Origin of the sequence: Pseudomonas sp. JS425 (genome assembly GCF_018223845.1) — a bacterium.
Lineage (GTDB): Bacteria > Pseudomonadota > Gammaproteobacteria > Pseudomonadales > Pseudomonadaceae > Aquipseudomonas > Aquipseudomonas asiatica.
In genome coordinates, this window is record NZ_CP073661.1 from 1,033,642 (window position 1) to 1,050,308 (window position 16,667).

The window sequence follows — 16,667 nt, forward strand, 5'->3', positions numbered from 1 at the left end:
GCTCAAGCTCTTCACCCATTCTCAACAAAAATTCAAAGGAAGTGACGGCCCACAGTTCCTTGCAGGGTACCGAATCGTTAAGTTGCAGGCGCACATTGCGCCAAGCCGAATGATATCTTTGTATCGATAATTGTGCGCCTTTGAGAAGGGCGTACCAGGAGTAGACTCACGACGGGGTGGCATCTCAGACCGATCCACGGATTCCATTGGAGGAACGTACGCCAGTGTCTCTGATAGACGATGTAGAAGCCTTGCAGTCGATTTACATCAATCGTGCGACCGGGAACGGTAGCAACGATGATGAACGTGACTATCCACTTTATCGTCAGAGCGTCCTCGACGTTCCGGAGATAGCTTCACTCGTTCCAGCTTGGGTGAAGCGGCACCGTAATCTGGATCAGTTCTGGGGATTCATCAAACCCAAGTACGCCTCGTACGCTGAACGCAGAACCTTCATTTGGGATGAGTTCAGAGCACTTGTGGAGTATGCCGAGTCTGGCGCTCAGCATCCGTCTGATGCCGTTGTATCGGAGGCAATGAGTCGTTTCGATGCTGAGCATGTGAGCGTTGCCTGGACTAAAGCCATCGAGCGTCGCGCCTCGGATCCAGAGGGGGCCATCACCATGGCTCGCACGCTTTTGGAGTCTGTTTGCAAGCATATTTTGGACGAAGCAGGTGAAACCGAACATGAAGCGAATCCCGACTTGAACAAGCTCTACAAGCAAACGGCAACGCTCCTCAACCTGACAAAAGCACAGCATGAAGAGGTTATTTTCAAGCAGATCCTCGGAGGATGCACTGCTGTGGTTGAGGGGCTGGGTGCATTGAGGAATCGTCTCAGTGACGCTCATGGTAAAGGTAAAAGCGGGGCGAAAGCTGCTCCCCGGCACGCCGAGCTTGCGGTAAATCTGGCCGGCTCAATGGCTATGTTTTTGCTCGCAACTTGGGAGTCCAGGTCTGCGCAATAGCTCATTGCTTCGTCGTTCGAACGAGCTCCTCAGCCCCGCTTGGCGCTGCATCACACTGCGCCAGGCGGGTATATTGCTGCGGCGCGATGTACCGCTGAAGACGGGCTTACCAGTGCAATAATTCACCTTCGTTTTGCGCCCAAGCCTCAAGATGACGTCGAAGAGTTGTCAGTGGGAGCTCATGGTTCGGGAAATCGGCTGGTTTGATTGACTCGCACCGTGCGATGGCGAACTCTAGCCCGATGAACGTTTCGATCGTGTCCCTGCTGAACATGTGCTGCACTTTGCCCACTCGGTCGCCGACGGTGTGGCTCGTGCCAACGCTCATCAGGCTTGAAGCCATGATCGCGAATTCCTGATCCGTGTTGATGGCGCTCAGTAACCACCTGCGTGGTTCATCAACCGATCCGGAGTAGCTCCTCCATCGATAAAGCAGTGAAGCCAGGTCTGGCTCGGCTAACAAGGCATTCTTGTCTACGGACCGACTCCGGACCAACTGCAGCCAAATAGCCTTCATCGCCTCGACTGTCGGAAGGTCAAGTGAAGGCTCGAAATTGGCCTTATCTTTATAGTCTGCAGGGTCACTGAGATGAATAAGCATCGCGGCCACGGACAAAGCTTTGGTCTCTCGAAAAGCTTCGATCGCCAGGCGTCCTCGGTCGCCCTCTGGGATGTACTTCAAGAACCATGACGTCGCTCTCCATGCGCGCACCCATGGAGAGCTGAAAGGGTCTCCGTCGTGGCCTACGAGTTTCTGTGCGATGGAAAACAAACCTGGCAGCAGCACTGCAGCATTATCGACTGGCAGTCGATTGACTGACTCGTCAAGCCTCGCTACGAGTGCGGGGAGCAAGCCGTCGGCCTCAATTGCAGCGATCGACGCAGCCAACTGTTCTTCCGTCAGCGCTGCATCGACGAACTCACTGAAGCGACGTTCTGAAATCTCACCGAGTGCGGTCTGCAACTCGAAATACCGTGGGAAGAATCGAGAGCTACATACTTGCTTGGCTCCAGCCCATTGCTGCTGGAAGCCATGGTCGTAACGAGGGCCGCCCATGGCCCATTCGGCCTGAGGGAACAACAATTCTATGGTTTCCTTGGCAAGATCGCGGCGGTCCTCTGGCACTCTATTGAGAAGATCTTGCATGGCTGCTTCCGCTAGCGGTCTATTGCCATCTCCCCTGTAGCGACCGTCCTGCAGCAGCAGTGATTTCTCCTGAAAAATCGCTTCATGAAGGTCCGGTTCGAAAACCCGAAGCGTCTCCAAAACCAGAAAATCCACAATATTCACTTCGAGCAGATCACCGGACGCATGCAGCGGCAAATGTACCGCAACAGAGGAAACCAACCGATGGGCATCCCGCATATTCCGAAGCCGCGGTTGAATTGAACCAATCAATGCATTGCCCCATCGGACGTGGTCAAAACCGTTTTTTTCTATGGCGTAGGGGCCTGCCAACTGCGACAAATCTTCAGTGAAAATCCGATGTACCATGTGAGTTGGCACCATTGGAAGATCGAAACTCGCTTGGACAATCTTCTCCAGGAAGGCTCGTCCATCCCCATCCGCTACAGGGTCCAGCGCGCTCTCCACGATGCTCGGCTGGAACAGCAAAACGAAAACGATGTTGGGCAGGTTGGCATTGGCTTTCACCTGGCGAAGCAGCACTCGAATCTGGTCTTGCTCCAGCCGATCTATGTCATCAACAAAGACGATAAGCGGGCGTTTCAGCTCCCTGAGGCGCTCTTCCAGAGCGATCCTGATTTTGTCGAGTGACTCGCCGCTGCGATCCCGTCCGAGGTGGCTCAACCAGCGGCCAAGTAGTGATATGGCAATTGCTATGGCGGCCAGAACACCAGCGACCACCGCTGCTGAGGGCAAGTTGAAGCCGATTGAGGAAGCAAAGGAGACCAGTGACGCATTGGTGAGGATCGTCGTAATCTTCTGCTGAGATGCCCCTGCTTGTTTGAGCGGACCACTTGCGCCTGACAGTATCGCGCCGTACTTGCGAAGGGTTTCAGCGCGTTCAAGCGCTTCCTTAGAGTGGTCACCGCCCAGTCTGTCCGCGATTTGCCCGAAAAGAGCTCGGCTAATAGCGTTTCCGTCACCCCACTGCCAGGGGTTGAAATCAAGCCAATCGGATTGCTTGTCTTTGGCCTCAAGCTGCTCAATGACAAGGTGCTTGAGGGACGATTTGCCAAAGCCCCAGCCCCCGCGGATCGCGAAAATTCGCCCTTCACGAGGACTAAGCTCCGAAAGCACTTCAGCGATGCGAGATGCGTAACCTACTCGGCGTAGGCGGTCTTCTGCCTTTGTGCGAATCGGTGCTTCTGTACCTATCTCGAGAGACCGCTGTACTGGTGCGGCCGCGCCTGGCTTAAGACCGAGCCTAATTTTCACAGCGTTCCACAGTCTTTTCATTGAGCTGAATCCCAATTCGATACCTCAACCTTTCAATGCAAGGGGATTGAAGCGACCCAGTCGCACTGCGCCGAATAGCTGAAAGCCCCTTGCTAGGGGCTTAGGAGCGAGTTGGTAGAGTAAATCAGCTGACGCGATGGTAGCCACCAGGCATACCACGCTTGGACATCACCCACTGCCAAAGCTGGATGTCCCTTGCTCTGAATGCGCCGGCGCATGAGAGCAGATAGTAACGCCACATTCGATAGAACCTTTCCCCGAGCTCACCCGCAAAACGAGGCCATTCGTGCTCGAACCTCTTTGCCCACTCCATCAGCGTGCGATCGTAGTCGGCGCCAAAATTGTGCACGTCCTCGACTACAAACAAGCCGTCAACAGCGTCGCCGATCTGCCCCAGAGACGGCAGGTCTCCATTGGGGAAAATGTACTTGTCGATCCACGGATCGGGAACGCTATTTCGATGGTTCTTCCCGATCGTATGCAGGAGGAACAGGCCGTCATCCGTCAAGCAGCGCTGAGCGGTTTCCATGTAGATCCGATGGTTCTTGCGGCCCACATGCTCAAACATACCTACGCTGGCGATCCGGTCGAACTGCTCATCCACATCGCGATAATCCTGAAGGCGAAACTCAAGCGGAAGGTCTCGATATCGATGCTTCGCCCACTCCGCCTGGGCACGGGAGATGGTGACCCCGACGCACTCCACCCCGTAATGCTCCGCGGCGTAACTCATGAAGCTTCCCCAGCCACACCCGATGTCCAGCACTCGCATTCCTGGTCGCAATTCCAGCTTGCGACAGATGAGATCCAGTTTGGCTGCCTGGGCTTCCTCCAGCGTCACCGCATCCTTCCAGTAACCACAGGTGTAAGTCATCCGGCTATCCAGCATCGAGGCATAAAAGTCGTTGCCTAGATCGTAGTGTTGCTCTCCGACTTCCCAAGCTCGCTGAGAGGTTTGTTTGTTCAGATAACGAGCTTTAAGGGAGTGAAAAAGCAGAGCGGTCGGGTTGACCTGATCGACAACGCCGGAGCGAAGTAACCGTGCAAAAAACTCATCTAGTTCATCGCTGCTCCATTCGCCGTTCATATAGGCTTCGCCGAGACCAAGATTTCCATGGGCCAAGGCGCGCCGAGGCACATCGGGATGGTAGACTTTCATATCCCAAGGCTGATCGCCGTTGATAGCTATATCAGCTTGCTGAAGTAACGTACGCACAAATCGGGTTGAGGAGTTTTCGCGGCCAGAATCGAGGGTGGCCGGCGTGCTAGCAAAATCAGTAGACATATACAGCTTCCTTTCTCGGTCTTCTCAGTGCTGCGGAGTTACTGGAAAGAGATCAGGTATGAAGCGTTAAAACTGCCTTTAATTCCTCGTATAGCCAACGCTGTGAAATGGTAGGAAGCCTTTCTTTAATGCGCTTAGCAACCCAATGTTGGCCTCGGGCTATAAACATTAAGCGCTCATCCATATCAGAAATGATCATGGTCTTTGCGTGGAAATCACTGATCTTCTTTGAAGGAACCGCTCCGAGTCGTTTCAGACTACGGCGTAGTCTCTGGCAACTGGCTGCCTCGGAGACATGGAGAGCTTCCAATTGCCGTATCAGCACTTCATTCCTGGCCTCCTTCAGGCTATCGACCATGATCAACGCCCCTGCGTGCTCTGCCTCCAGCAGCATTTGCAGCCAGTCGATGAGGTCGTTGCCGTCTTCGATGCCGTCGTCGGAAGAGCTTTTGAACGCCCCGACGGCTGTGGACTCGAAAGCACCTTGCTGTGTTGCAAACCCCTGCTTTTGTTCAGGGTGAGCGGTGATGGGAATCACAAGCTTGTCTGTGCGGTAGTTGCTCGGAACAGATAAATCTTCGCAGTTTTTATCAGAAAATTCAGACGGTGAATCAGTCATAAACCCTCCTTGCTTACTAAGCCTCATTGGGCGCGGCAATCATACTCAGAGAGATGCTGAGGGGATAACTCAAAAAAAATGCTGGATTGGTGCATTAATTTTGTGTTGATTAGCGTCGGTTTTTCTAAGCAGAATACGGCCGGCTCAACACAGTACTGAATCTTTCCCCCTGGCGCGTAGGTAGACTTGCGCTTGAGCCTTCCCGGGATTATCCGGGAAGGCATTTTTTCAGTATTCAAACAGTGCCCTGACAGCACGTTTCAGGGTGACAGGAAGTGAGACCCAGATTCTTTTATGTATCCACGACCTAGTTGACGAGACATAACCTAACAAGGACATTGTCGTGGTAGATTTTTATATTTCAGCGATCAAGTTCAACTCTGACCAAACCTTTATTGAACAGGTTAAAGTGAGACGGAACACTGGCAGCCAAATAGGGCCTGAGCTTCTCGCCGACCGGGCATTTATTGCCGACTTGATCACAGTGGGTGACATCAAGTTCAAGACTTTGGTCCGGGGCCAGAAAGGGTGGCTGCCTGGAGCAGATATTTTTGTAGCCCGAGGCTTGTATTTGGTAACAGACGCGCACGCACCCGCAAGGCTCAATTTGCACAATCTTCCACGATTCTGAAAGCTAGCGCGCGCCCTGCCAGACACCGATCGGAGCGGTTCCGACATGCTCGGTCAATTCTTTGGTGAACCATGAAAAAAGAGATGAGCGTCGACGACGCACTGCTGCTCCTGCTGCTTGCGGAAAAAATCCATGGCACAGATGCCAGCATACGCCGCGTTGCCAAAAACATCGTGAAGAAGGTGCCTCGTAGTCGTAGAGACGTGCTGTACAAGCTCATCGACGCCAAGTCGCCGCTCGGGCAAATCCGCTGCATCGCTATGAACATCGATGAACAGACGCGACGGCGACTTGCTACCTAATGACTGAACGCTGCGCCCCCACGACGGTACCCAAAGGGACATCTCGATTGTCATAGCACGCATCGACTGCGACTGAATCGGCCAGTGCCGATCGCATCCACTTAGGCATCGTGCAGGCCATGAGCGTTCTAAGTTCCTCGTCGCTAAGTGCGTTTGCAATTTTACTGATGGTCAGGTTAGTTAGCCCTTCTTTTCCAAGATAAAACAATGCAGTAAGGGCCAGCCCCACTTTAGTTCCAGCGTGCTGCAGCCGTTGCCGAGAAGCATGGCGCAAGCGAACCACTGCATTACCCATCCTGATTTCGCGCGTCGGTCCGCTAGTGTAGTAGGTTGGTAGAATCTGCATCTGAGTGCTTAGTCCCAGCCGGCGAGCAGCTTCTACTCCGTGTAGCTGAACAATTTCGCCTCTTGACCTGGTGATCGCCTCCATAACTGAAATAGGGTTAGCTCGAACCTTCTTACCTGTGTACTCGCTATGCTTGGGACGCATGTAGACGCCGCGCGCAACTCGCTCAAGGAGGCCATTGAGCACCATGCGAGACAGCGCTTTATAAACCGAGGACTGGGACCCTGCTTGCGCGAATAAAGCACCGACAAAGGGCTTGCCCTTGGGCATGTATCTGATTCGTTTTGAGATAGACTCTGCGACAGACATCGCTGACTCCTGCTCTATGGGCGGCATCGGATAAAAGCACTACCTCCAACCTAGCTGCTCCCCAGTTGAACTCGGCTTTAGTCGACACGATACACACGCACGAGTAATACCTTTTCGAGGATGCAACGCAGATACCATTCACTACGGCGCTAAGGGTAAATACCCTGCTCAATTCGTTCCAAAAGCGTACCTACTACTTCAAAGCCTGACGTTGTTGCCAGAATGCAGCAAGGCAACTGATACCTTAACCCGAGCGCTGGTTTGTAGAGCCAATGCTCAGCAAGCACGCGGCTTCCAAGAACGCGCGTTGCTAGCATTATCGTCTGCTCGCACCTTCCCAGGAAGCATCGGTGGGCGATGCTCCAACATCCCAATGGAAAGTGGTTGCAAAATGCCAGTATCTGCTGCTCGCTCATTTGCATTCCTCAGCCGTGCATGAAAATTTCTCACCCTGCCAGTCGACCAACGGGCTCCATTCTCTTGCCTGTTCGGGCAGCAATGTCAAGAAAGCGTCCTTCCGTTCCGGTCCGACCCTGCAGAAGCTTCCGGACGGTGCTTTCATACTCCGATTTTGTACGCCACTTTTCAGTTTTTACCTTCCGCCGGCCCTTCATTGCTGCTCCTCGTAGCTAGGACTCTTGGTCACTTGAGGCGTCCGCTAGATCTCCGACATTGGTGCGACCTACTGTGCATCACGGAGCAAGCCGCGATCAATCTGAGCATGCAGCGGTGTAGGCGCGGAATCCACATCAGTCCGGTAGCGTCTCACAGAGTTCCACGCGGACTCGCTCCATGACTGAATCCAGGGTGGCCTTCTCGTCCATAAAAAGGTAGCACTGCATCAATATCGTCAGTGGATGAACGTTCATGACAGACGCGAGTCCGTGAACCATTTCCAAAGATGGACCCTTTCCTCCGGCTTCCAATTGGCTGAGGTAGGTTTGGCTGGTGTGGCCCCCAAAGGCTTCTTGGCTGAGACCTCGGGATTTCCGAAGCAGTCGCATTGCCTGCCCAAACGCCTGTTTCAGCTCCATTTTTTTCCTTCCTACAAAAGGAATGATGAAGCCGTCTTGAACGTCAGACATCCATTAACTATTGTTAATATTTTGAGGATTTGTTCGATGTTCAAGACCTACAAACATGCCGAGCTCAGCCCAGCCGTCTTTGGAGAGCCTTACACCCGTCACTGGCAATTTATCGAGCTGGAGCTACACCACCCGTGGTTTTACGTGGAACTGGTACGCGATTATGGTGATGATGTTGTGGGCAGCATGCTGATGATCCCCACGGTGCCGATCCTTCAACAGATGCTTTCGGAGCTAGATGAGCACTCGTGGTTCGCGCAGGCACACCTCATGTCTCCTGGTCACATGAGGGGAGAGACTCACTGGGTGATGGAGCCACTAGAAGAGGTTAGCGTTGCCGAAGACGCATCGGGAACGATAGAGGGCTACATCTATAAGGTGGTAAGCGGGTCATGTTATAGCGTCAATTACTCGCCGCTGCGCGATAACCTCAGGGTTAGAGAGATAATTTTTTCAGCTAAGCGCGATTTGCGCGTACCCGAGTGAACTAGGAGGCTTGCATTTTTAGTTGTCGTAATTTTTATAGGTTTCGAGTAAGCTCACATTGGAGAGCAACTGGAAAAATGATTAAGAAGGTTATCTCGGTACGAGCATGACCTTTGTGAAACTCGTAAGCGCGCTCGTTTCAATTGACTTTTCCGGTGCCTGCTAGGCTTTGAAATATGCCCCCATTAGGGGCAGCAATTTATTTGGTTTTGATTAAGTCGATTACGTTGTTGTTCGTGTTGCCCGTTTCGATAATCTCTGTAAGCTGTTTCTTTAGATAAAAGTTTTCGTATTCCAATGATGCAATTTTGGCCAGTGCTTTTTCGTATTTTTCTCGGAAGCTGTCTCTCTGTACTATTGCTGATTTTTTAAGTGTTTTTTGCTTCTCTACTTTTTGCAAGTTTGAATCATTTCTGGTTTCTTGTGGCTTGATGGCCGCTGCCTTGATGTCCAATATTAACTGTGCGTGCTCGGCTCTGCTTTTTTTGATAGAGCCTCTTTTGCGACCTGCCTCCAGGGCAACAGTGTCATTGTTGATTGAAGAGCCTTTGGGAAGTATGCTCGGTCTGTTCTCAATCAACCGCAGTAAAGCTGCACGGTACTCATGAATCGCGCTCACTCCACTTCCTCCATTTTTTTGAGCAGTCCTCGGTTTTTCAGCTTTTCATTAAGTGAGTTGATTTCAAGCTCTAGCTGTTTGTATTGAGGATTGTTTTTAGGGAAAAAATCCTGCTGCCTTATTAAGTTGTCGATCCCTTTTTTGATTTTCTTCAAGCTTTGATCGTCGTTTAGGATCGCTTTCTCACAATCGAGACATGCGAATATGCTTGTAAAAGAAATTTTGCTGCAGTGCTCTAAATTAGTACATCCCCCGAGTGGTCCTCTTTTATATACCATATCACCTTTGAGAAATTTTTTCTCCGTCAACGATCTGTCCGTTGAAATAATCAATGGCTGCCCTTTATCTCTAGCCTGCTGAATACGATTGCCCTCACCACCCCACAAACGGCCTGATGTGCTGATCACGTCATTGTCATAATTCATAAATTGGACAGCTCTTCGCTCATGCTCTAGCTCCTCCAGCCAGCCTCGAGCATCGTCTGATTGCAGAAAATTAACTGCAAAAATGCTACCCTTTCGGTAATAAGAGGCCATGGCTTCCGTTAGTTGCTTAAACTGGAGAGCGATTGACCCTAAAGAAAGCATGCCGGAACGAGCACCATAAACAGCGAGTGCCCGTCTACATTGATGAGTAGCAAGGGGCCAAGGCGAGCCAATTGTCAGAGTTGGATCTTCCCTCCAGTTTCGGAAGCCATCAAACATCTCCAGTTCGCGAATATCTTCTTCGCAAATATTCAACGCAGGAATTTTTGATATAAGGGCTGAGTGTGCCGAGTTACATATGCTATTAGCTGTAGGTGCTCCTTCGAAGTGCCAGGTATGCTTGTTTGCGATTACGGTATTAGTTTTTCTGGAAACGCGTCCGGGGAAAAGTGGGTACTGAGATCTGATCTGATCATCCCAGTCGCACGTAAGTGCTGATATCCTGCCGACTGACGTAGCCGCTTCCACGCCTTTTTCAACGATCTCGTGCGTTACCCAAAAAGTATCCGTATGATTCTGTCCAGCTATTTTTGAGGTGAATCCTTTCAATATTTTGAAAGAAGCTGTTCCTGCTTTGATCGAGGTGTAAGTGTCAGCTGGTAAAAAATTTGCCTCGTTGTCTCGCATACCGGAAAACAAGTGGATCCAGTATTTTGCTGCCGCGTGAACAATGCCGATATAGTTAGCTAGCTGTTTCCAGTTTGTGACGGATTGGCGCTCGAAAAACTTTGTAAGCCCGAGATCTTCTGTCGCAAGTTTCCAAGGGATGACCTTCTTACTTCGCCGGCTATGAGTCTTGGATGCACCATAAGCTTTATGCTTTAAGCGATTGTCGTGCAGTTCAATAATTCTTGAGGCGTGCTGGTTGAAATCATCGAGTATTATATGAAGCCCGATGATCAGTTCGCCGTAGATTCGCGAAGGAATAAGTTTTGTCTGAGAGGGCTCGTTGAGTTTGGTCTTGGGGTATTTATTGTAAATGACCTCAAGTCTTTCAAGTAGTTGATAGTTTGGTGGGGCGATTAAAAAGTCGCTATGTCTTGCTCGAATCGAGAACAAATCTCGTAGAACTGCAAGGAGTGCCTTCATTGTCTTGGGGCTGAGTGTAGAGAAACTGGAAATAAACGACGGATAATACTTGGGCTCGTTGAATAGTTCTGTTAGAGTGGTTCTATTGGTCAAGGCTAGTCTGGCTATTTTGCGAAGGAGTACAATTCGTGTTGAGTTAACCTTTCTGGGCGACCCCGAAAGATAGAGTCTCGCCATTTGTGTAATTTTAAGCTCTTGAATAATGGTTTTTTTTAGCGGGCTGTCAGTGTCGCACCAGTTTGAAAAATTATAGACGCACTTATTTTTTGGGCAGTAAACTCGCACGTCCCATACATCGTCTCTGAAACGAGAGATTACTTGTCCCGCAGCATCAATTGATATGACGAGGTCATCATCAGGAGTAAGGTAATCTTGTGCGGGTAAGCTCATCAATGGCATGTGAGCTTGGCTGCGTATGCTAAATGCGATTTTTTCTGAATTCAAACTACTATCCCTACATAAGCCATGGTGTCTAGGTGAATTGCCCAAAATGGATCTAGGTCGCCGGAGTCTACTTCACCTTTCAACCGGTCGATCATCAACGGCATTGCGACATCACTATCAGCAACCATCGAAAGGATTTCATCAATCCTGTGAATGGATGGACCAAACTTCAATTCCCAGTGGTCATGGTCTTGATCCTGTTTGGCTGCTGTGATGATATATCGCAAAGACAAGAGGCGGCGAATATCTTCTTCGTCAGCATGAACCGCGTAGAATTCGCAGAATAAGCAAGTTTCGGGAGAGCGGCATGAAGGCACGGGGGCGTCTTCAGTAAATCCTGCGCTACGGCGCGGTTGAGAATCAGCGGCCTTGTCACAGCTTCCCACGCCGATGACCTCTTCGGGCTTCTTTTCTAAAATCATACGCACAGGTATATGATCGACCTTTCGAGAGCGAGCAATGGCAGCTGCGTGTATAGAGTCAAATAAGTGTGAAACTTGACCCGCAAACTCTTCTAGTGACGGTCTCGCATAAGTTCGTGAGACGGTGCGCTCCGTGTTATTAAGTTTTTCTGCGGTCAAAGCGGTATCGCCGCCGCTTTTACTAATATAACCATAGCTCACATTCTTCCGCCACTGCGTTGCGGAAACCCATGAGATATGCGGACAATATTTTCGAAGAATGGCTTTAAAGGTCGCGAACGAACTTGTGCCAACATAACCCACGCTGTTAGTCCCTTTCGGCCTAACGGCAAACAAGCGCGGTGATTCTTCGTCATCAAGAAGCCAGTTGCGTATCTCGATGATGTTCCTAAATATAGGTGTAAAGCGTGCGCCGAACTCTGGCGTGACTGTTTTACCCTGGGCGCGAGGCTTTATTCCGAAAAATCGTCTACCTTGTGTGCTAGGGACAACTTCACAGTCATCTATGTTAAGGTTTTGCGCCACACTCAAGTTGCAGCCTGTAGCAGCTATAAATGCCATCATTCCGGCCGTCATTGCGTGATTTGCAATCTGGAGGCGGATGGGAGAGCGCTTATTGTTATTGCTTTCGATATGATTTCGCTTCGACTGTTCGTAGCCTGATTTGTAGAGGAATTCACTCCCGTCATCAGGAAGATTGTATTCATTTTTTACCACGTCCCAGCTTGGATATGTTGGGCTTGAATCCAGCAGGCTGATAATACTAATACTTGCATTTTTGCTTTTATTGCTGCCTTGGTGAAGGTTGTACAGATAAAAGGGTTTGGTTCCTGGGGATTCAAGTTTCATTGGGAAGCTTTCCTCCGCCACCAAGATTCGATGAGCTTCATTGATGAAGGAGATGAGCGTCGCAAATGTCCGGGCCTGCGTGTCTTCGCTCAACTGTTTTAAATTGACATGTTTATTTCCAGCTTTTTGAATGATTAAGGGCGCGAACGCAGCTATCTCTCGTTCGTGAACACTTGTGGCCAAGGAAACAACCTGCCGCGCTACCGTTTGCATTCGCGCAGCTGTACTGGTTGCAATGGATTTTCCCCTCATAGATGGATTGTTTAGTCTATGTAGTAAATGTTTGGTGTATCCGATATAAGCCTCATGTGAAACTTTTAGTATGGAGCCTGGGTTTTCCGTTGGTTGGCTATCAATCCAGTCAAATAAGTATTTTGTTTCGTTGTAGAAACCTACTGTGGAAGCGAAGCTCTTATGTGATCTGGCACGCTCTATCAATTTGCTTACAATCGGAACGCGGTCTTTATCTAGAGAGTCAACTCTGACCAGCATTCCAGCATACATAGCTTGCTTATTGTTTGGGCCCTTTTTTCTGTATCTATAACACAGTGATCCAAAGTCTAAATGCCGCTTTCCGTTCGAGGATATATTGCTGCTCGCTATTACAGTGAGATGAGGGTGGAGCGCTTCGACGGCTTCGGCTTTATGTTCAATTATAGTGATAGGTCGTAGGCTGTAATCAATTGTCATGGCTTACGTTGCAATGTTCACGTAATTGAAGAGGGACTGCTCATATTCGCTTTGTACGTGTGACTTCCACTCTAAACGGGACTTGTAGTTAAGGTACTGCATTGTGGTCGCCTTATCTCGATGTCCCATTCGTTGCTGTACATAGTCCAGCGCTGAAGTTATGGGTTTGTCGCCTAGATGCTTCAGTTGGGCTTCTAGGAGGTTCATTCCAAACGTGGCTCTCAAGTCATGAAATCTAAAGCTTTGGAAGTCCGGTTGCTCTTCAAGAATGCGAGGCAAAAGAATTTCATGGATGTGCTGACGAATTGAACCACCATCTTGAATAGAGGCACCTTTCGCTCGATCCGTGAGAAAAGTATTTCGATTCACATCAGGGTTTTGCCTGTCATATAGTTCTTTTTTGCTGGTGTAGTAGGGTACACCGCTTTTACTCAGGAATAGATAGTTATCTTCAGTGTTTCCATAGTATGAGCGTTCGCGTCGCTTTATTGCTTCGCTGCTATGGCTGTATATCAATAAATCCTTAACAAGCCACCCAGGCAACAGAAGAGTCATTGGGCTCCCTTTCTTGGTATCTACCAGTGTGCCTGCGCCTACCGGAAGCCGGAGATTCCCGTCGCCATCTAATTTCAGGTTTAAATTTTTCGCTCTAAGAGTCCCCACGGTTTGAATTCGAGCACCCGTGAATAACGCTAAGTAAAACATCAACTGGTATTCACGGGAGGAGGAGAGCAAGGCTTTCAGTACGAACTTCTGGTCTGTGACAGTGAGCGGGCGTAGAGCGCCGCCATCTTGAATGTATTCAGCTTGACTAGGTTTTTGCGGAATTGGAATTACAAGATTATGTGATTGGACATTAATAATGTTCTGGGTTCCGTATTTTGAAGTGATTTGAATTTTCTTATGCACTTCGTCAAATGGCGGGTTAGGGATTTCACTTTTTTGAATAATGCCCCATTTCACTATGTCCCTATAAAATCTAGCAATTGCATTTATGCGAGTGCTTGCTGTGCTGGTCGATATGTGACCTTGGTCGCGAAGCTCTATAAGATGCTTGTGGTAGCGAAAAGTAACTTTGAGACGATTGTTCTGAGGAAGGTGTAAGAAATTCAAGTCCTCGTCTTCGAGGAATCGTAAATAGTTGAGGAGGTGATCTGCAATGCGGCTCTTCGCATTTAAGGGTGTAGCTGATTTCTAAACCCTCCTGACTTCAGCAAGCACCTGGCTATGTAATTGGTTAAATTTCTAAAGCCCAAGGCGGTACCTCGTAAGTGCTCAAGTCGCCCGTTGATAGCTTCTGTTGGACCGTTGCTGGTTCCTGGCCGGTCGAAGTAGGCAAGGATGCTCTCAGCGTATTTTTTCAGCGTTTCCCCCAAGCCTTTCACCTCGATGAGCGCTTTGGGCAAGTCGCTGGCTGTAATGATATTTATGACCTCTTCCATGAGTTTTTTACCACGTTTTCGATCCGGCTCGTTGTAGGCGCTGACCACCCGTTGGTACATGCTCCAGGTGCAATCCACTTCGAGGTGGTGCTCATCTGCAAACAGCTGGAACAGTTGCTTTTTGTTGGCGTCAGACAGGTAGCTGATCCGAGTCAGTAGCGTTCGACGGCTTTTGTAGAGCGGGTCATTTTTACGCCCTCTGCGGCCCAGGATGTCGTGTTGCACACGCCGGCGGCATTCATCCAGCATGTTGCTTGCCCAGCGCACGACATGGAAAGGATCCAGCACGGTTTGGGCTTGAGGCAGGGCTTCTTGCGCTGCAGATTTAAACCCCGTAAAACCGTCCATGGCAATGCTTTCGATCTGGTCACGCCACGATTTGGGGCGACTCTGTAGCCATTGCTTAAAGGCTTGTTTGGAGCGGCCTTCCAGCACATCGAGCAAGCGGGCCGGCCCGTTTTTGTTACGCACGGGCGTAAGGTCAACCACGATGGTGACGTACTTGTCACCACAGCGTGTATGTCGCCAAACATGCTCATCCACGCCCAGCACGGTCACACCGTCAAAACGTGTCGAGTCATTAAAAAGCAGGCGCCGTCCTTCGTTGATAATGGCATTATTAGCGGTGTGCCATGCAACATCAAGCTGGCTCGCAACACGAGATACCGACAGATGATCCAGCACGATGGCAGCTAATGCCCAGCGTATCGCCCCATATGAAAGCTTTGAACGTGGAGGTGCTGCACTGTTTGTATCTTCATGCCAGAAACAGCCGCAAGCACAACGCCAGCGACGGATACGCAGCAGCAATCTGGTTGGTCGTTGTCCGTAAGGTGTGTGAGCAAGATGCCTATCGACAGTACCGCGTGAAACACCAGCAGCCCCGCACTTGGGGCATGGCTCGGGTGCTTTGGTTAAACGACATTCGATGACGGCGCGCTCTGCACAAAGATGTTGTCCAGTGGCAGTCAGGCCGAGGTTATTCAGTTGGCAAAAGCTGGAAAGATCAGGGCTAGAAAAGGTAAGATTGTTCACGTCGGGGGCTTAGTTTTTGTTGGTGTGAGAGCTTACATTTTCTAAGATCCTCGACTCCTTTTCCAGCCGGTCAGATTTTTTCTACACCCTTAAATGCGAAGAGCCTGCAATGCTTCGGTAGGTTCTCGATTCGTACCCGTGTTCGCGCTGAAGCTTGCAAACTAGATATAAGTTAGCAATAGACCACGGTTCATTATTGCTTTGGATGATGACTGGAAAGTTTGGGTAGTAGCCATTCTCTGCAGGCCATGCCAAATAATCTGGTCTTGGAGGGCTGGATGAGTCGAATGTGTTCTCGTATGTTTCGTAGCGCGTATGCATTAACCTGAATTGGGGTATGAGCACACGGTAAGCACTGGAATTATACCGAGACCGATTGAGATCACGGTTTTTGGCTGAACTAAACATAGATGTCCGAAAAATGATCGTTGTCCATATTTTCCTACATGTGGATCTTGTGGTCAACGTTGCTACATGTGGACTGTGATCGGCGACCCGCTGACCAAAAAGGCCATCGTCGTCGACCCCGGCGGTGACCCGGACAAGATCCTTGCCCGCCTGCAGGCCCACGGGCTGACGCTGGTGAGCATCATCCACACCCACGCGCACTTCGATCACTTCCTCGCCTCGGGCAAGCTCAAGGAGCTGACCGGCGCCACGCTGCACCTGCACAAGGACGACCAGTCGCTGTGGGACAACCTGGAAATGCAGTGCCAGATGTTCGGCGTGCCCTACACTCCGGTACCCGCGCCAGACCGCTGGCTGGGGGATGACGAGGAGCTGGCCTGTGGATGTGGCGTGGCCTTGCATACGCCAGGCCACACGCCAGGCTCGATGAGTTTCTGGTTTGCCGACGCCAAGCTGCTGATCGCCGGCGATACCCTGTTCCGCCGGGGCATTGGCCGTACCGATTTGTGGGGTGGCGACCAGCGGGCCATCGTCCGTTCCATCAGGGAGCGGCTGTACCGGCTGGACGAGGAGGCCATCGTGGTGACCGGCCACGGGCCTGATACCCGCCTGGGCGACGAAATGCGCGAGAACCCCTTTGTGCGTGCCTGATGGCACATGAAGGCACTTTCACGGAATTTTTCGGCACCGATGCAATCCAAGGCTGGCATAGATCCCTTTATGATCTGTCG

At 50.5% G+C, this 16,667-nt stretch carries 14 protein-coding genes; 4 read left to right on the top strand and 10 right to left on the bottom strand.

Going from position 1 to position 16,667, the window contains the following annotated elements:
* The first annotated feature begins 224 nt into the window (after positions 1–224).
* On the top strand, positions 225–968 hold the full coding sequence (locus tag KDB76_RS04705; RefSeq protein ID WP_137187511.1) for an abortive infection family protein: 744 nt from the start codon (positions 225–227) through the stop codon (positions 966–968).
* 106 nt (positions 969–1,074) lie between these two features.
* Here the strand turns inward: KDB76_RS04705 and KDB76_RS04710 are convergent, their stop codons facing one another.
* From KDB76_RS04710 to KDB76_RS29665, 3 genes are all read right to left on the bottom strand, one after another.
* Positions 1,075–3,390 (bottom strand): P-loop NTPase fold protein, encoded by a 2,316-nt coding sequence (locus tag KDB76_RS04710; RefSeq protein WP_137187512.1) that lies wholly within the window; start codon positions 3,388–3,390, stop codon positions 1,075–1,077.
* A gap of 124 nt (positions 3,391–3,514) precedes the next feature.
* Entirely contained in the window at positions 3,515–4,675 is a 1,161-nt protein-coding gene (gene cfa, locus KDB76_RS04715) for a cyclopropane fatty acyl phospholipid synthase (protein ID WP_137187513.1), read from the bottom strand.
* Between the two features lie 52 nt (positions 4,676–4,727).
* Entirely contained in the window at positions 4,728–5,294 is a 567-nt protein-coding gene (locus tag KDB76_RS29665; RefSeq protein ID WP_249206218.1) for a DUF6306 domain-containing protein, read from the bottom strand.
* A 714-nt stretch (positions 5,295–6,008) separates the two neighbouring features.
* Between KDB76_RS29665 and KDB76_RS04725 the strand changes: the two genes are divergently transcribed.
* Positions 6,009–6,227: a hypothetical protein gene (locus KDB76_RS04725; RefSeq protein WP_137187516.1), complete on the top strand. Its 219-nt coding sequence runs from the start codon at positions 6,009–6,011 to the stop codon at positions 6,225–6,227.
* Here KDB76_RS04725 and KDB76_RS04730 read toward each other — a convergent pair.
* Entirely contained in the window at positions 6,220–6,882 is a 663-nt protein-coding gene (locus KDB76_RS04730; protein WP_249206219.1) for a DUF6088 family protein, read from the bottom strand. The genes KDB76_RS04725 and KDB76_RS04730 overlap by 8 nt on opposite strands.
* 749 nt (positions 6,883–7,631) lie before the next feature.
* Positions 7,632–7,967, bottom strand: a complete 336-nt coding sequence (locus KDB76_RS04740; protein ID WP_234546399.1) for a helix-turn-helix transcriptional regulator — start codon at positions 7,965–7,967, stop codon at positions 7,632–7,634.
* 36 nt (positions 7,968–8,003) lie between these two features.
* Between KDB76_RS04740 and KDB76_RS04745 the strand changes: the two genes are divergently transcribed.
* On the top strand, positions 8,004–8,453 hold the full coding sequence (locus KDB76_RS04745; RefSeq protein ID WP_084852147.1) for a hypothetical protein: 450 nt from the start codon (positions 8,004–8,006) through the stop codon (positions 8,451–8,453).
* Between the two features lie 199 nt (positions 8,454–8,652).
* Here the strand turns inward: KDB76_RS04745 and KDB76_RS04750 are convergent, their stop codons facing one another.
* The 5 genes from KDB76_RS04750 to KDB76_RS04770 form a co-directional block, all read right to left on the bottom strand.
* Positions 8,653–9,072 (bottom strand): hypothetical protein, encoded by a 420-nt coding sequence (locus tag KDB76_RS04750; protein WP_137187517.1) that lies wholly within the window; start codon positions 9,070–9,072, stop codon positions 8,653–8,655.
* A complete protein-coding gene (locus tag KDB76_RS04755; RefSeq protein WP_212632239.1) occupies positions 9,069–11,090 on the bottom strand; it encodes a hypothetical protein in 2,022 nt (673 codons plus the stop codon). The genes KDB76_RS04750 and KDB76_RS04755 overlap by 4 nt, the downstream gene beginning before the upstream one ends.
* Positions 11,087–13,051: a hypothetical protein gene (locus KDB76_RS04760; protein ID WP_212632240.1), complete on the bottom strand. Its 1,965-nt coding sequence runs from the start codon at positions 13,049–13,051 to the stop codon at positions 11,087–11,089. Before KDB76_RS04760 ends, KDB76_RS04755 begins: the two co-directional genes overlap by 4 nt.
* Positions 13,052–13,054: 3 nt before the next feature.
* Positions 13,055–14,164 (bottom strand): tyrosine-type recombinase/integrase, encoded by a 1,110-nt coding sequence (locus KDB76_RS04765; protein ID WP_173585792.1) that lies wholly within the window; start codon positions 14,162–14,164, stop codon positions 13,055–13,057.
* Positions 14,165–14,226: 62 nt separating this feature from the next.
* On the bottom strand, positions 14,227–15,528 hold the full coding sequence (locus KDB76_RS04770) for an ISL3-like element IS1411 family transposase (RefSeq protein WP_011920678.1): 1,302 nt from the start codon (positions 15,526–15,528) through the stop codon (positions 14,227–14,229).
* 474 nt (positions 15,529–16,002) lie between these two features.
* On the opposite strand from KDB76_RS04770, the gene KDB76_RS04775 reads away from it, so the two are divergent.
* The gene (locus KDB76_RS04775; protein WP_349254012.1) at positions 16,003–16,587 is read left to right on the top strand and encodes an MBL fold metallo-hydrolase; all 585 of its coding nucleotides are present in this window, start codon (positions 16,003–16,005) and stop codon (positions 16,585–16,587) included.
* Positions 16,588–16,667: the final 80 nt, after the last annotated feature.

Coding starts and splice junctions, on each gene's coding strand:
- KDB76_RS04710 (WP_137187512.1), bottom strand. CDS start 3,390: ATGAAAAGACTGTGGAACGCTGTGAAAATTAGGCTCGGTCTTAAGCCA.
- cfa (WP_137187513.1), bottom strand. CDS start 4,675: ATGTCTACTGATTTTGCTAGCACGCCGGCCACCCTCGATTCTGGCCGC.
- KDB76_RS29665 (WP_249206218.1), bottom strand. CDS start 5,294: ATGACTGATTCACCGTCTGAATTTTCTGATAAAAACTGCGAAGATTTA.
- KDB76_RS04725 (WP_137187516.1), top strand. CDS start 6,009: ATGAGCGTCGACGACGCACTGCTGCTCCTGCTGCTTGCGGAAAAAATC.
- KDB76_RS04730 (WP_249206219.1), bottom strand. CDS start 6,882: ATGTCTGTCGCAGAGTCTATCTCAAAACGAATCAGATACATGCCCAAG.
- KDB76_RS04740 (WP_234546399.1), bottom strand. CDS start 7,967: ATGTCTGACGTTCAAGACGGCTTCATCATTCCTTTTGTAGGAAGGAAA.
- KDB76_RS04745 (WP_084852147.1), top strand. CDS start 8,004: ATGTTCAAGACCTACAAACATGCCGAGCTCAGCCCAGCCGTCTTTGGA.
- KDB76_RS04760 (WP_212632240.1), bottom strand. CDS start 13,051: ATGACAATTGATTACAGCCTACGACCTATCACTATAATTGAACATAAA.
- KDB76_RS04775 (WP_349254012.1), top strand. CDS start 16,003: ATGTGGACTGTGATCGGCGACCCGCTGACCAAAAAGGCCATCGTCGTC.